The sequence below is a fragment of the Diaphorobacter sp. HDW4B genome (assembly GCF_011305535.1).
Taxonomy (GTDB): Bacteria; Pseudomonadota; Gammaproteobacteria; order Burkholderiales; family Burkholderiaceae_C; genus Diaphorobacter_A.
In genome coordinates this window covers 3,432,506-3,446,735 of sequence record NZ_CP049905.1, presented here as the reverse complement: position 1 = coordinate 3,446,735, position 14,230 = coordinate 3,432,506, and the positions used below count along the sequence as shown (strand labels likewise).

At 59.4% G+C, this 14,230-nt stretch carries 14 protein-coding genes and 1 tRNA gene; 4 read left to right on the top strand and 11 right to left on the bottom strand.

Annotation, left to right across the window (positions count from 1 at the left end):
• The first annotated feature begins 1 nt into the window (after position 1).
• Together G7048_RS15800 and G7048_RS15795 are read left to right on the top strand one after the other, a co-directional pair.
• Positions 2-4,183: a translocation/assembly module TamB domain-containing protein gene (locus G7048_RS15800; RefSeq protein WP_166069054.1), complete on the top strand. Its 4,182-nt coding sequence runs from the start codon at positions 2-4 to the stop codon at positions 4,181-4,183.
• Between the two features lie 313 nt (positions 4,184-4,496).
• Complete coding sequence (locus G7048_RS15795) at positions 4,497-5,627, top strand: helix-turn-helix transcriptional regulator (RefSeq protein WP_166069053.1); 1,131 nt, start codon at positions 4,497-4,499, stop codon at positions 5,625-5,627.
• 39 nt (positions 5,628-5,666) lie between these two features.
• Here G7048_RS15795 and G7048_RS15790 read toward each other — a convergent pair whose 3' ends face one another.
• Genes G7048_RS15790 through G7048_RS15780 form a run of 3 tightly spaced genes read right to left on the bottom strand, consistent with a single transcriptional unit; the run spans position 5,667 to position 8,217 of the window.
• A complete protein-coding gene (locus tag G7048_RS15790; protein WP_166070998.1) occupies positions 5,667-6,470 on the bottom strand; it encodes an ABC transporter permease in 804 nt (267 codons plus the stop codon).
• Between the two features lie 43 nt (positions 6,471-6,513).
• Complete coding sequence (locus tag G7048_RS15785; protein ID WP_166069051.1) at positions 6,514-7,353, bottom strand: ABC-2 family transporter protein; 840 nt, start codon at positions 7,351-7,353, stop codon at positions 6,514-6,516.
• A 6-nt stretch (positions 7,354-7,359) separates the two neighbouring features.
• Positions 7,360-8,217, bottom strand: a complete 858-nt coding sequence (locus G7048_RS15780; RefSeq protein ID WP_166069050.1) for an ATP-binding cassette domain-containing protein — start codon at positions 8,215-8,217, stop codon at positions 7,360-7,362.
• Between the two features lie 329 nt (positions 8,218-8,546).
• Here G7048_RS15780 and G7048_RS15775 point away from each other — a divergent pair, with 329 nt between their 5' ends.
• A complete protein-coding gene (locus G7048_RS15775; protein WP_166069049.1) occupies positions 8,547-8,819 on the top strand; it encodes a hypothetical protein in 273 nt (90 codons plus the stop codon).
• A 107-nt stretch (positions 8,820-8,926) separates the two neighbouring features.
• On the opposite strand, the gene G7048_RS15770 is transcribed toward G7048_RS15775, so the two are convergent.
• Together G7048_RS15770 and G7048_RS15765 are read right to left on the bottom strand one after the other, a co-directional pair.
• A complete protein-coding gene (locus G7048_RS15770; protein WP_166069048.1) occupies positions 8,927-9,421 on the bottom strand; it encodes a hypothetical protein in 495 nt (164 codons plus the stop codon).
• Complete coding sequence (locus tag G7048_RS15765) at positions 9,418-10,386, bottom strand: hypothetical protein (protein WP_166069047.1); 969 nt, start codon at positions 10,384-10,386, stop codon at positions 9,418-9,420. The genes G7048_RS15770 and G7048_RS15765 overlap by 4 nt, the downstream gene beginning before the upstream one ends.
• Positions 10,387-10,686: 300 nt before the next feature.
• Here G7048_RS15765 and G7048_RS15760 point away from each other — a divergent pair.
• Positions 10,687-10,761: transfer RNA gene (locus tag G7048_RS15760), tRNA-Arg, on the top strand.
• Between the two features lie 240 nt (positions 10,762-11,001).
• Here the strand turns inward: G7048_RS15760 and G7048_RS15755 are convergent.
• The 6 genes from G7048_RS15755 to G7048_RS15730 all read right to left on the bottom strand — a co-directional run bounded on the left by G7048_RS15755 (position 11,002) and on the right by G7048_RS15730 (position 14,219).
• The gene (locus tag G7048_RS15755; RefSeq protein ID WP_166069046.1) at positions 11,002-11,766 is read right to left on the bottom strand and encodes a YoaK family protein; all 765 of its coding nucleotides are present in this window, start codon (positions 11,764-11,766) and stop codon (positions 11,002-11,004) included.
• 185 nt (positions 11,767-11,951) lie between these two features.
• The gene (locus G7048_RS15750) at positions 11,952-12,311 is read right to left on the bottom strand and encodes a hypothetical protein (RefSeq protein ID WP_166069045.1); all 360 of its coding nucleotides are present in this window, start codon (positions 12,309-12,311) and stop codon (positions 11,952-11,954) included.
• Between the two features lie 214 nt (positions 12,312-12,525).
• On the bottom strand, positions 12,526-13,083 hold the full coding sequence (locus G7048_RS15745) for a lysis system i-spanin subunit Rz (protein WP_166069044.1): 558 nt from the start codon (positions 13,081-13,083) through the stop codon (positions 12,526-12,528).
• Positions 13,059-13,382 (bottom strand): DUF6527 family protein, encoded by a 324-nt coding sequence (locus G7048_RS15740; RefSeq protein WP_166069043.1) that lies wholly within the window; start codon positions 13,380-13,382, stop codon positions 13,059-13,061. The genes G7048_RS15745 and G7048_RS15740 overlap by 25 nt, the downstream gene beginning before the upstream one ends.
• On the bottom strand, positions 13,379-14,008 hold the full coding sequence (locus tag G7048_RS15735) for a lysozyme (protein ID WP_166069042.1): 630 nt from the start codon (positions 14,006-14,008) through the stop codon (positions 13,379-13,381). The genes G7048_RS15740 and G7048_RS15735 overlap by 4 nt, the downstream gene beginning before the upstream one ends.
• The gene (locus tag G7048_RS15730; protein ID WP_166069041.1) at positions 13,992-14,219 is read right to left on the bottom strand and encodes a hypothetical protein; all 228 of its coding nucleotides are present in this window, start codon (positions 14,217-14,219) and stop codon (positions 13,992-13,994) included. The genes G7048_RS15735 and G7048_RS15730 overlap by 17 nt, the downstream gene beginning before the upstream one ends.
• Between the last annotated feature and the right edge of the window lie 11 nt (positions 14,220-14,230).

Sequence of the window (14,230 nt, the reverse complement as noted above, 5' to 3'; positions counted from 1 at the left end):
CATGGTGGAATCTGCAATCAACGATTCGGCGCAAGTGCCCGAATCCAATCCCTCGTCCCCGGCGCCAAAAACGCCGGGCAAAAAGCCGCGCCGCTGGCTGCGCGGCATCGGCTGGTTGCTGCTCGCACTCGTGCTGATGATCGTTGCCGCGCTGGGCTCCGCATGGTGGTGGACCGGCCGCGACGATTCTCTCGCCAACGCGCTGCAACGCGCCGCACGTTTTCTGCCCGAAGGCCAGAGTCTCGAAGCCCGCGAAGTCACCGGCTCGGTACGCGGCGGCGGCAAGATCGGCGCACTCAAATGGCAAAGCCCGACCATGAGCGTGCAGGTGCAGAACGCCGAGATCGGCTGGAGCCTGCAACCGCTGCTGGAGCGCACCTTGAAGCTCGGCGTGCTGCACATCGGCGAGTTGCGCATCAAGAGCACGCCCGATCCCGACGCCCCCAAGGAGCCGACCCAACCGCTCGAACAACTCACGCTGCCGATCAAGATCGAGGTGCCTTTCCAGGTCGATCGCATCATCTGGGAAGGCCCGCCCGAAGCCACCGTCGATGGTCTGACAGGCCACTACGCCTACGACGGTGATCATCACCAGCTCGCGGTGAACGAAGTGCGCTATGCCGACGGCACGTACAAAGCCCACATCCAACTGCAGGGCGCAAGCCCGATGGAATTGAGGGCCGACCTCAAGGGCGATCTGCAGGTGCCCAACCCGATGGCCAAGGACCACTCCACCATCGCCGTGGGCGCGCAGGTGCAGGCCACCGGCACGCTCGCCACCGAGGCCGCTCAGATCGACGTGAAGGCGCTCGCGGTCGCTGCGCCGCAAAGCCATTCCGGCAAGAAGCCCGCCGCCGAGCCCATGCATGCCGATGTGCAAGCCAGCATCAAGCCATGGCAATCGATGCCGCTGCACACCGCGCTCGCATCGCTCAAGAACGTGGACGTGGCGGCCTTCTGGCCCGAAGGCCCGCGCACCCTGCTGAGCGGCGACCTCAAGGCAGGTCCCATGGCCGAAGGCAATGCGCCCGCCACCGGCGAGCAATGGGCTCTGCAGGCCCAGTTCAACAACGCCATGCGCGGCGCGTGGGACAAGCAACGCCTGCCGCTCGACGCCGTCACCGCCGATGTGCTCTACACCGGCAAGCAGTGGCAGATCAAGCAGGCGCACATCGACGTGGCCAAGGGCCGCATCGCCGCCAACGGTTATTTCGAGCCCGAGACCAAGGTGTTCGAGGGCAACGCCAAGGTCGAGCAACTGAACCCCGCCGATCTCTACAGCACGCTCGATGCCGCGCCGCTGCAAGGCACGCTGAGCGCCAAGGCCGACGCCGCCCAGACGGTGGCATTCGAAGCCGATCTCAAGGCCGCAGGTCCCGCGCCGCGCGCAGGCAGCAAAGCGCTGCGCATCCAGACGCTCGCCGCCAAGGGCGAATGGCAGCAGCCCGTGCTCACGCTCTCGAACGTGAAGGTCGAAGCACTGCAAGCCGCCATCAACGCTAGCGCCGTGAAGTACCACGTCGACCAGCAGGACGCGCAGGTCAAGCTCAAGGCCGAAGTGCCCGGCGCAGTGCTGCAGGCCGATGGCCAGATCAGCCCCAAGACCGGCAAGGGCAATGCGAATCTGCAGCTCGGCTCCGCGTCCACGCTCATTGCGTGGGCCAACACCCTGCCCGGCGTGAAAGACCCGCTCGCGGGCGCAAAGCTCGATGGCAAGGCGCAACTGCAGCTCGACTGGAATGGCGGCTGGGGCAACATCCTCAAGCGCCTGCAGACCGCCACCGGCCAGCCCCTGCCCGACAGCGGCCTGCAGCTCAAGGCCGATCTGCGCGGCGAGCAACTGCGCTATCTGCCCGCCAACACGCCCGCCGATCAGGCCATCGTCGTTCCCAAGCTCGCGCTCAACCTGCAAGGCAGCCCCGAAAAGGCCGACATCACCTTGCAGACCAGCGCTCAAATGGCTGCACAAGGTGTACAGCTCGATACCGCGCTGCAAGCAGGTCTCGCCACCGAACGCGGCTCGGCCGCCATGGACTGGAACGCCACCATCCAGCGCCTGCAGGCCGAGCTCAATCCCGGCAAGGACAAGCCCGGCCCATGGAACGTGAAGCTGCAATCGGCCAACCCGCTTCGCATCACCCAGCAGACCGGCAGCACACGCGGCAACAAGGTCGTGCTCTCGACCAGCTACTCAGCCACCGCAGGCGGTCTGCAGATCACACCGCCGGTGCTCAAGCAACGCCGCGCCAACGCTGCACCGCTGCAGCCCGTGACGCTTGCGTGGGACAACACCACCGCCACCAAGGGCGGCGACGGCAACTGGGCGCTGCGCAGCGCCGGACGCGTGCAGGGCATTCCGATCAGTTGGGTCGATGCGTTCAGCATGGGCGAAGGCGAACCGCCGCTGGAAGCCGCAGGCCTGAGCGGCGATCTGAGCTTCAACGGCAAGTGGGACATCGACACCACCGGCCCCGAACTCAAGGCGCTCTTGACCGTCGAGCGCGCTGCGGGCGACCTGCGATTGGCCATCGACGGCGAGGGTGAAGGCACGACCGTGATCCGCACGAGCGGCCCCAGCGTTGGCAACAAGACCACTACGCGCAAGGTCGATGGCGCAGGCATGCGCGCGCGCATCAAGGACGTGCGACTCGACGTGCGAGCGCAAGGCAGCAACGTCAACGCCAAGCTGCTGTGGGACAGCGAACGCGCCGGTCAGGCCACCGCCGATCTCAACACGCAGCTCACGCAGCAAGATGGCCAATGGACGCTCGCCGAGAAAGCACCGCTGTCCGGCACCGTCCACGCCAAGATGCCCGACATCGGCATCTGGGCGCTGTTCGCTCCGCCCGGCTGGCGCGTGCGCGGCACATTGCAGGCCGACGCCACCATCAGCGGCGACCGCTCCAATCCGCAGTGGCAAGGCAACATCACCGCCGATGACCTGAGCGTGCTCTCGGTGCTCGACGGCATCGACCTGCAGCAAGGCGTGCTGCGCGCCAAGCTGCAAGGCACGCGCCTCGACATCACCGAGCTGCGCATCAAGGGCGGCAAAGGCAGCAGCGCGCGCATTCTGGGCTACAGCGGCAACCTCACCAACGCACCCGCCGATGGTGGCGAACTCACCGGCAGCGGCTTTGCACACTGGATTGCTCCGGCAGGCGAAGGCCAGTCAGGCAACTTCGTGATGGACCTGCAGGCCAAGGCCGACAAGCTGCAGGTGCTGGTGCGCGCGGATCGACAGGTCAGCATCTCCGGCACGCTGGGTGCCAAGCTCGACAACGGCCAGTTCACGCTGCGCGGCGATCTCACCACCGACCGCGCCACCATCATCCTGCCCGAAGAGTCCGCACCGTCGCTCGACAAGGACGTGGTGGTGCACACCGCCGCATCGCGCAAGGCCGCCGAGGAAGAAGCGCGCAAGCAGAAGATCGCCACCGAAAAAGCCAACGCCAAGGCCGAGACCCGCAAGCTGCCCGACATCCTCGTCAAGCTGAACCTGGGCCGCGACTTCGCGCTGCAGGGCTTCGGCATCACCACGCGCCTGCAGGGCGAGCTGGAGATCAAGGGCGCAACGGTGGCCGGCGGAGCGCCGCGCATCACCGGAGAAATCAACACCGAGCAAGGCCGCTACCGCGCATGGGGCCAGTCTCTCGATGTCGAATCCGGTCTGATCCGCTTCAACGGCCCGTACAACAACCCGTCGCTGGACATCCTCGCGATCCGCCCCAACATCACCCAGCGCGCGGGTGTGCAAGTGCTCGGCTCGGCCATGGCTCCGCGCGTGAGTCTGTACTCCGACCCCGACCTGCCCGACGCCGAAAAGCTCTCCTGGGTGGTCATGGGCCGCGACCCTGCCTTGGGCGGAGCCAGCAGCGCCGTGCTCCAGCAGGCAGCGCTCGCGCTCCTGGCCGGTGGCAACAGCGGCAGCGGCAAGATCGCAGGCAGCCTGGGACTGGATGAAGTCGGTTTCCGGGGCCCAAGCGATGGCTCCGACGCCTCGGGTGCTGCGCTCACCATGGGCAAGCGGCTTTCGGAAAAGCTCTACGTGACCTATGAGCAAAGCCTCTCGGGCGCGATGGGCACGATCTACATCTTCTACGACCTCGCCCGCAACCTGACAGTGCGCGGCCAAACCGGCGTGACCAGCGCGGTCGATCTGATCTACACGATCAAGAAAGACTGATCGACCGAGACTGATGGCCGACAACGCCGGCCGCGACGCATGCTGAATGAAGGGCTCAGTGCCCTTCTTCAGCGGCATCTCGCCATTGACGATGTCGACAAAAACCCGCGATCCAAGCCCCGGAATGCCGTCAATGGCACTTTCTTTTTCTCGAACCCGGCATTTGCACACGAGCAAACCGACACCCGAACGGGTCGTTTTCCCTCTGTACAACGACAAATTCAGCAGAAATGTGACATAACGTCAGCGTAGTTTCCTTCACTTGCATTTTCGCGACCTGCTGAAATAATCAGCAGCGCCACGGAAATTTCATATGCGGGATCAGCTTGAATTGCAGAAACGACTGACGACTCAGCTCTACGAAGGAGTGCTGACGGACGACGGCTGGAAGGACGCTCTGCACACCATTTCCGAGTTCACCGACAGCCCGCAGGCCTCCATCATCGTGCTCGACACTCGCCGCAAGACACTGGCCGTCAACGAAACCTTCGGCATGCCTCATGAGACGGCCGAAGCCTACAACGCCTACTACAACCAACTCGACGAAGGCAACGCCTTCATCGACACGACTCCGTGGGGCGGCTGGTATCTGGACAAACGGGATTTCAGCGAACGTGCGATACAGAAAAGCGCGTTCTATCAGGACTTCATGTTGCGCCACGAGATGTCCACCACGCTGTGCAACCGCATGTTCGCCATGGGCTCGTCCGAGGCCTATCTGTCCATGCAACGACGACCGGGACAGAAGGAGTACACGGGCAGAGAACTCACCACTTTCAGCAAGATCATTCCGCATGTGCAGAACGCCGTGCGCATCCGCCTGCACATGCAGAGCCTGAGCGAACGCGCAGGTCTCTCATCCATGGTCCTCGACCACCTGCAGGTCCCGTTGCTGGTGCTGGACGAGTTTGGGCACATCCTCCTGAGCAACGCCGCCTGCGAGCAATTGATGCGCCAGCAACCATGCCTGACCCTCAGAAACGGTTGCCTGCAACCCGCAGGACTGAGACCCGGCCATTTCAACCAGATGCTGGAAAACGCCTGCGGCAGACAGGGCCCTGCCATCGCCAGCGGAGCACTGCTGCCCAGCGTGGCCGGACAACATGCACTCCAGTTGCTGATGCTTCCCTTGCCGACCAAGCTCCAGGCCTTCAACACCTGGTCACGACCGTTGGCCTTGCTCGTGCTGAACACACCCAATGCCTCGCATGGCGACCCGTACGTTCTGCTGCAACAGATCTACGGGCTGACTCCCGCGGAGACGCGCGTCGCACTGTCCCTGTGCCAAGGCGACATTCCCAAAGAGATCGCATTGCGCAATGGCGTCAGCGTGGACACCGTCCGCTTTCAACTCAAGACCGTCTTCGCGAAAACCGGCGTCAACAGACAGACGGACCTGATCCGATTGCTGGCGCCCATGAAGCTCTTCGAGCACACCACGTAAGCGATCTGCTGCGGCAACGCTGTCGCTGCAGTGCCTGCATCAACTCCCCGTGGACGCATAGTGCCGCAGCCCGAATCGCCAAACCCAGAGCGACAACGCCAGAAACACCAATCCCGCGAGCGGCGACACGCAGCCCACCCAAGCAGGTGCACCCAGCGGATCGGCCTTGCCCAGAATCGACAGCACCGGGTAGTACGCCACAGCCGCCAGCGGCACGGCGAAGGTCAGGATGTAGCGGAACCAGCGCGCATAGATCGCCAGCGGATACTGCGCGGCTTCGACGCCGCCGTAGGTCAACACATTCGCCACTTCCAGGCTTTGCACGGTCCAGAACGACAGCGTGCCCTGCAGCACCAGAATGCCGAGAAACAACGCGACGCCGCCCGCGATGGCAAACAGTGCGAGCGCGATGTTCGCAGGCGTCCACGCAACGCCCATCTGCACCGTCGCATAGCCGATCACGACCAGTCCTTGCAGAAAACGCCCCATGCGGCTGACGCGCACGTCGTGCCCCATCAGTTGCAAGGCCACCGAGCGCGGGCGCAGCAGCAGTCGGTCGAACGCGCCAGTGCGCAGAAACTCCGTGCCCAGCACATCGAAGCCGCGCCCCAGCATGTCGGCCAGCGCGAACATGCAATTGACCATGCCATAGAACAACGCCACCTCGCCAATGCGCCAGCCCTGCACATCGCCAAAGCGATGGAACAGCGCCCACACCGCCACCACTTCGATTCCGGTGACGAGAAACTGCCCGAACGTCAGCATGATGGCCGACGCGGGATAGCGCGCCTGGCCGCTGATCGATGCACCGGCCAAACGCATGAACAGACCCAGCGATCCCATGGATCGATGGCCGTGAGCAGATGTCGAATTCGTCTTCATCGCATCACCCGCCCTGCACTTCCAGACGGCGCATGGTGCGCGCCAGTACCGCGCGACCGAAGGCGACCAGCAGCACAATCCACAGCATCTGCAGCGCCATTCCGGCCAGCACATTCAAGCCTGCCATTTGACCAAAATAGATGCGCGCCGGAATGTCGATCACGCCCGCCAGTGGCTGGATCAGCAAAAACGTCTGCCACGCATCGGGCAGCAAAGTGAGCGGCAGCAGATTGCCTGACAGCACGATCACCACCGGCACGGCCAGCGTGTTGATGCCGCGTTCGTTGAGCGCAGAAACCACCGCGATGTTGAGCAGCATGACCAGCGCCGCAGACAACAGCAAAGCGAGCAGCATCGACACGATGAATCCCGCCAACGCAGCCACGCTCGCAGGCAATTGCCAGCCCCATTGCCCCTGTCCTGCGAGCGGTAGGATCACACCGGCAAACGCCAGCATCAACGCCAGACGCGGCAGCACACGCGCGGCAATCCACCCTGTCGTGCGCACAAACCAGAGCACATAGGCATCAACCGGACGCAGCCGGTCATACGCAATCGATCCGGTGCGAACCGCCTGCGCCACCTCGGGGTCGCCCATCCACGGCAGCAATGCAAGCAGCCCCTGCGCCAGCCACGTGTAGGTGATCGCATGCTGCAGCGACATCGGCGCATCCACCACCGCGCTCGCACCGCCATAGAACGCTGCCAGCACCATGACCTTGATGCCTCCCCACCAGCACTGCGTTGCAAAACCCGCCCACGCAGCCGTTCGGTACTGCAGCATCTGCAGAAAACGTGATGCGAATGCAGCCACATAAGGCCGTGCGAGATCGTTCCAGCTCATGGACACTCAGGCCTCCGCTGCGCCATGCATGGCGTAAAAGCGCGCGATCACGGCTTCGATGGTCAGGCCCTTGTCGTCGGCATCGGCAGGAAGGCCATCCTCCGCACGGCGCGCATCCTCGACCTGCGCACGCAGCGCATCCACAGCACAATCCGCCAGCACACGGCCGTGCCCGATCACGATCACGCGCTCGGCCAAGGCCTCGATGTCGTGCATGTCATGCGTGGTGAGCAGCACCGTCGTGCCACGTTCGCGATTGGCACGCAGCACGAACTCGCGCACCGCCAACTTGGAAGGCGCGTCGAGCCCGATCGTCGGCTCATCCAAAAACAGAATCTCGGGCTCGTGCAAGAGCGCCGCCGCGATCTCCGCACGCATGCGCTGCCCCAGCGACAACTGGCGCACCGGCTGATCGAGCAGCTTGTCCAATTTGAGCAAGGCCACCAGTTCATCGCGCGTGCGTGCAAAACGCTGCGGATCGACACGGTAGATGTCGCGCAGCAGATCGAAGCCATCGCCCACCGGCAGATCCCACCACAGCTGCGTGCGCTGCCCGAACACCACACCAATGCGCGCCACATGCCGCTCGCGGTCCTCGAACGGATCGCGCCCATCGATGCGCACCGTCCCGCCATCAGGCCGCAGAATGCCCGACAAAATCTTGATGGTCGTGGACTTGCCCGCCCCATTCGGTCCGATGAAGCCCAACAACTCGCCACGCTCCAGCGCAAACGACACCCCATCGAGCGCCTGCACCGTGCGATGACGGGGGCGCAGCATCGCCTTGAGCGCCCCCGCCACACCGGGATCACGCTCATGAATACGATAGGTCTTGCGCAACTGATCAACGACGATTTGGGGCATCAGGGCATTCTCTGGAAAAAAGGCGCGGATTCTATCCGCAATGCCATCATCCATACCCAGCCCCGAACACCGTACAATCGATGGTTCTGCCTATCTCTCCGTAGTTCAAGGGGTAGATTTCAGAGGCGCCAGCACTCCTCTGTATCAATTCGGTATCACCGACCTGATATCCCTATCAAGAAACTGCGCGCTCACAAACGCAGAGAATCATCAACGGCTCTGCCTATTGCTCAATGGCAAGTGCTTGAAGCATCTTGTTCAATGGGACGGAACAGTTGAGACTTCGGCCCAACCCGGACAGCCAGCAAGAACTCTCTACGAACCCCGTCATGGAATACATCGACGTAATTTGGAAGCATCACGACAAGGAATACCCTGTCCGATTGGTGTCCGAGATTGATGAGGACCGCCTCGAACTACGCAAGCTCGAGTTCTTCGCTGATGGGACTGTTGATGTAGCTTCCAGCGACCGGTGGTCAAACAGAACCCGGCTTGGCATCGCTGTCGTTCCGTCGCTCGAGGAAATCAATCACGACCTGCAATTTGAGGGGCGCCTCATCAGCCAAGATGACTTCGAGGCTCTGTGGGTCCAACATGCATGATCTGAAATGCACTGACCGCAGACAGAATCTGGCCATAGCCGCCGTTCGTCTGCAATCTCTCTGAGGTGGACAGTGCTTCGTTGCTAAACGGGTCCGAGCCGAAAGCTTTAGGCGGCTGGCTTCTTTTCTGTGTGATCCAGCCACTCGGTGAGAATTCTGCGCACCAGGAGGAGGGTTTGCACAAGCATTGCTCCCGCGAAAGACGCGGTGACAACGCAGAACGTCAACGCCGCGACATGGGGGATGAGCCCGATAGTGACTTGACTGAGAGAACCAACGATTGCAGATGCAATCGCCATGAACAACACTCGGCTCAAATTGCGCACCGGTGCGTAATGCTCTATTTGGGGATCGATCTTGCGACGATCCTCCAGGCGCTTCTTGTACCACTCTGTGTCGAAGACCGTTTCCTTGAACTTGACTACGATGAAAACCTTCATCGACAGTAGGAAGCTCCCTACGGTCAAAAGACCTGTGAACAAAGAAGCCCGAACGTTATTTCCATAAAAAATCACCGCTTTCTCAGACCCCTCTGACACATAGATCACCCCGGCCATTACAGCCGTGGCGAACAGTAATGCCAGCAGCACAAATCGGGTCATGGTTGCATTGGTGTTTCGAAGATGTGCGCTTGATCTTTGCACGCCTTGATCAGTTCGGCAACCACCCAGGCGTTCTGAAATTGGGTGAGGTCGAGGTCATGTAGTTTTCCTGCGCGATCGTCATAGTCATACTCGCCGTAATTCTCAGGATTGTTCAGGATGCGGAGCACTCGATCCAGGCCCTCGGCATCTTGTCCTTCGATCCGTCCCTTGACGATGCCCAACCTGGTCACTAGGGCACTGATGGCATTTGCGAGAGGGCTGACGGGCGCGCCTACTTCGAATGCTAACTTGGATTTCTGGTTGCGGATGTAAGGTGCTAGCGGCTTGAAGTCCTCTTGCTCCACTGTAGGAGTTGCGATCGTCCACTCGAAAGACTTTACGCGCTCCCACTCGGCGATCAACTCCTGAAGTTTCTCAGCGCGAACCAGCATCTCCCACTTGAGCTGACCCTTGAAATGCTTACGGGTCTTGGTGAGCTTACTGTCCGAACGATCATCCTGAGGCATCTTATCAATCTCCGCCTGGATAAGCGATTCCTTGTATTCGCGGAAGCGCCTCGCAACTAGATAGCCGAAACTGGTGAGACTACAGGACTGGTGGTAGTACTGGTAAAGCCCAGTTCCCGTGGCCTTGTTAAACACGAAAAAGTTGAATTCCATCAACTTCGTGTCCAGCTCCAGCTCATCAACCTTGACCAACAAACAACCATTACCTGACACGAGACGGCAAAAAGTCTTTTGATCTTTGACAGTTACGATCATGCCGACGTGGTACTCGGGATGACATTTGTTATCCAAGAAGAGCAACCGCTGAGAATCTTGCGCAGCCTTCTGATCGGTAGGCTGAGCGGAAACCGCCGCCGCAAAACTATCCAGTGAGAGATTCTTGCTTTCAACGTCGAAGCGAAAACCCAAAAGGCGAACTTGCATGCCATCCCTAAGAAACTCTTGATGAGCGCGCATCGTAACAGACTGCAACAAAAAGTCTTCATGCTCGCAGATCTCCTGCTGATGGCAGAAACCGCCGATCCGTAACACCCTTCGAACGACCAGTTCGGAGCGAATGATGCGAACTCACGACCGGCTTCTATGGGTCGAACTCGACAATTGCGAGCCTCAAAGACCGCCTGAGTCTCGCCGTAGTTTGGGCCTGTCCATCAATTGATACAATGGATCACTTCGTATCTGACGCACCGTCGAATACTTGAAAAAATCCCGAAAACATCAAGCTAAGCCATTGATTTAATTAGGAAAAAATCCCCCCTCTCCGTAGTTCAATGGATAGAACGGACGCCTCCTAAGCGTCAGATACAGGTTCGATTCCTGTCGGAGGGACCAGAATTCCGCAATGGAATCAAGTGGTTGAGAGGCAGAAACCCCAAAACGGGACAAGAACGGGACAGACCTTACAAACTCAGCCCCTGAATTGACCATGCAAAAGCATGAGCCGATTCGCCAAGGTTTCGGCGTCGTGCAGCATGTTGATGGCCGGTGTAGTGCCGATGCTGACGTGCTCATACCAGACGTGAATTGTGGAAGTGTCAGGCGAGATATGTGCTGCACACATAGTGTCAAAATTCAGCGAAGAGCTTTGCAGATATGCTCTTGTAGGACTTTGGCATCCCTCCAAAACGGCGGAATAGAGAGACAAAGCAGAATTGCGGCAAGGGGCATAACACATGCGAATCCAAACTGCTTAAATCCCAAGGCACCCCAAACACCGCCAAGGACGAACGCTCCAATCAGACCTGCGTGGATCTTCATACGTCTTATGTTTTGTGTCCAACGGGTGGAAGATTCGTGATCACCTTGCTTTAAGAAGATCAGTTTGCCCAACTCCATTCCAAAATCTGTGATGTTGCCTGTCATGTGAGTGGTGCGAAGGTTTCCAGCAGAAGTCTTGGAGCCAACAGCATTCTGAAGCCCCATGATGAAAGCAAGCAGAACGACGGTAAGCGGCACTGCAAATGGTGTAACCCATGTCAATAACACGGAGCCCATCAAACCAAACAGAAGCATTAACAGAGCCTCGAGCATAAGCGGTAGCGCATAAACGCTGTAGAGCTTCAGCCTGCGACTCGCGGCCACCAGTATTGAACACACGGCAGCACCGACCACGAAAGACAAGATGGCACCCATTGCACTCAACACAACGCCCCTGTCTTTGAGCGCAAGTCCATCAGCAAATTGAGATGCAAATCCAGACATGTGCGAGGTATACATGTGCAGTACCAAAAACCCTCCCGCGTTCAACGCTCCTGCATTGAACGCAAGAAGTATAGCCAGAGCGACATTTGTGGATGGAGCTCGGTGACGGTTGGTCAGATAGCGAATTCTGCGCACCACATACCTTCAACCAGGACTGCGCCAAACAGGCGAGATTGCACGAATTGCCCGTTTGCATTTTCGATCACATGACATACCTTAAATCTAGATTTAATAGGTGCCGACGGTATGTCACCACGAAACAAGACGCCCCAAAGCTCACAGAGCTTGAGGCGTCGATCAACCCCCTAGCCCACCAAGGCTCACATCTTGAGCTTGGCTTCTACGTCGTTCACTTTACGCCGAGCAAGCGCGAGATTGGCCCGACTAGAGTCGAGAACATAGTACACAAAAATCCCCGCGTTCTTTTCAGAGGGGCGAAGAATGTGGTACTGCTTACCCAAAGTGATGAGCATGTCCTCAATCTGATCATTCAGGCCTAACGACTTCATCGTCTTCACCTTTGCTCGCATAACCTCGGTATTCCCCGCTGCTGCCAACTCCATATCCACCGCATTTCCCTTGCTTCCGAGGATCATGCCGCTGTTGTAGTCAACAATTGCAGCGCAAAGAGCGCCATCCAAAGACATCAGGTCATCCAAACTTTCATTGAGATTAGACATTTTCTACTCCTTGATTGATACAAATCAGAAATGATCAGAATTGATCAGCAAAGTCAAATTTAGTCAGTTCTGATCTATAAATCAATTCGTAATTCGATTGAAAAAAACTATCATTTGAATGAAAATTGAAAATATCTATATTTTTTAGTACCCATAGCAATAGCGATCACACACTTTCAAACTTATAAATATTGTCAACCAGACTAGATGCTGATCAGTTCTGATCTTTCTCGCGCCTCGGCGCATCGTTGACAACCGTCACCGCTTCAACCCCAGCCCGCCAGCAGGTTTCAGCATACCGCTGGAGATAGTCGAGCTTTTCGGCGTCAAGCTGGACGGACTCTCGGAGATCGAGAACACGGCTTGCAGCTTCGCGGTCGAGTTCGACGGCTGCATCGCCCATGCTGCTGGCGCTTGGATCTGCGGCCCCGCCACTGATGGGCTCACGCACGACACGGGTGACGATACGCACCCCGCAAGTGCCAGCAGCGACACAAGCGCGCAGGCTACGGTTTTCTTGATCATTTTTGGCGATCCTCTCTGTTGCTGATTTGTCGGCTGTGCTGATTGCGGCATTCGCGGCTTGCTCGAGCTTGCGAACCGCGGTCACAGCGTCGGTCGTCTTCCGCGCTATCCCGGCCAGCACCTCAGCGTGCTGCCGCTTCACGTCGGCCAGATCGGCACCGGTGCGCCAGCCGTTGACGGCCCAACCGGTGGCAAGGCCGAGCGCGAAAAGGACGGCGGCGATTAAGACTTTGAGTTGGGCGACCATTCAATCCACTCCGGCAAATCAACGGTCTGGCCAGCGAGTGCATGAGTGCAGTCGCCAAGAAACTGGATTCGGCCATCAGTCACAAACGAGTGACACACCGCAGGCGGCGCACCATCGCGACCAGCATCCGCGCCGGTATACGTGACCAGCACGGACGGTGAGAACGTTGGCTTTTCAAGCGATCCGTTCCAGCTCCAATTTGGGTCATCTTCTGCGCCGTGCTGGATTGCGTGCTGAGCGTCACAGCCGGGGCAGTGAAAACGCAACAGTTCTTCATTCTGTTTAATGACTGGTTTCATAGTCCGTCCTCACACAACTCACCATTGGCATCCGCCCGGATCATCAACCCCGGCAACGCCACAGACACGCCGTTGACCGTGCCTCTGTTCCATCGCGGGTTTTCTCGGCACGCGCCCACCAGGTCGCCCGCATTCGCCTTGCGCAGCATGGTGGATGACGCGAAAGCGCCCTCGCCTTTGTTGTGCAGGAAGTCGATGAACGTGGCCTGCGTGAACGCCCCATAGCCATCCCACAAACGAAGAAGCCGCTTTGCAGCGGCCTCAGATCGGATGTAGCGGGCTTTCTCAAGCCGGTAGCAGTCGGTGGGCGTGTAGTACCTCAGTACCACCTCCGGCCCCGTGATCCCGTTGCAAACGGTCAGAGGCTGCCCCTTGCCCAGCTTGTCGATGTACGGGTCGCCAATGTGTCGATAGCTGGACTCGTAGTAAGAGCCCATCACCATGGCGATCTTGACCGCAGTGGATGTGCTCGTGTCCTCGGCCACGGCTTGGATGTACTCATTGCGCTTGGCTTCGGCGGCTGCGATGGCTTGCTCGCGCTCACCGACGACATAGCCACCACCCACTCCGCCGAGCAGGACAAGGGCCAGTATGCCCGCGCGAAGGGCATCAGGAATTTTGCTCATCGCACTCTCCAAACTTGCACGCCCAGCGCCCCCATCGATAACGACAGAGCCAGCGGCACAGCTTGCGGCCCAAGTCCGTTTCCTCGCGCATCCACTTGCGTGCGTAGTAGCCAATCTGCACTAGCAGCAGCACCACAGTCAGGACCATGATCACCCACTGGCCGGTCAGCAGAAAAGCCGCCTGCCCCGGCACTTGTCCAGCCAATCCCATTGCAATATCCC

Coding starts and splice junctions, on each gene's coding strand:
- G7048_RS15800 (WP_166069054.1), top strand. CDS start 2: ATGGTGGAATCTGCAATCAACGATTCGGCGCAAGTGCCCGAATCCAAT.
- G7048_RS15795 (WP_166069053.1), top strand. CDS start 4,497: ATGCGGGATCAGCTTGAATTGCAGAAACGACTGACGACTCAGCTCTAC.
- G7048_RS15790 (WP_166070998.1), bottom strand. CDS start 6,470: ATGGGATCGCTGGGTCTGTTCATGCGTTTGGCCGGTGCATCGATCAGC.
- G7048_RS15785 (WP_166069051.1), bottom strand. CDS start 7,353: ATGAGCTGGAACGATCTCGCACGGCCTTATGTGGCTGCATTCGCATCA.
- G7048_RS15780 (WP_166069050.1), bottom strand. CDS start 8,217: ATGCCCCAAATCGTCGTTGATCAGTTGCGCAAGACCTATCGTATTCAT.
- G7048_RS15775 (WP_166069049.1), top strand. CDS start 8,547: ATGGAATACATCGACGTAATTTGGAAGCATCACGACAAGGAATACCCT.
- G7048_RS15770 (WP_166069048.1), bottom strand. CDS start 9,421: ATGACCCGATTTGTGCTGCTGGCATTACTGTTCGCCACGGCTGTAATG.
- G7048_RS15765 (WP_166069047.1), bottom strand. CDS start 10,386: ATGCGCGCTCATCAAGAGTTTCTTAGGGATGGCATGCAAGTTCGCCTT.
- G7048_RS15750 (WP_166069045.1), bottom strand. CDS start 12,311: ATGTCTAATCTCAATGAAAGTTTGGATGACCTGATGTCTTTGGATGGC.
- G7048_RS15745 (WP_166069044.1), bottom strand. CDS start 13,083: ATGGTCGCCCAACTCAAAGTCTTAATCGCCGCCGTCCTTTTCGCGCTC.
- G7048_RS15740 (WP_166069043.1), bottom strand. CDS start 13,382: ATGAAACCAGTCATTAAACAGAATGAAGAACTGTTGCGTTTTCACTGC.
- G7048_RS15735 (WP_166069042.1), bottom strand. CDS start 14,008: ATGAGCAAAATTCCTGATGCCCTTCGCGCGGGCATACTGGCCCTTGTC.
- G7048_RS15730 (WP_166069041.1), bottom strand. CDS start 14,219: ATGGGATTGGCTGGACAAGTGCCGGGGCAGGCGGCTTTTCTGCTGACC.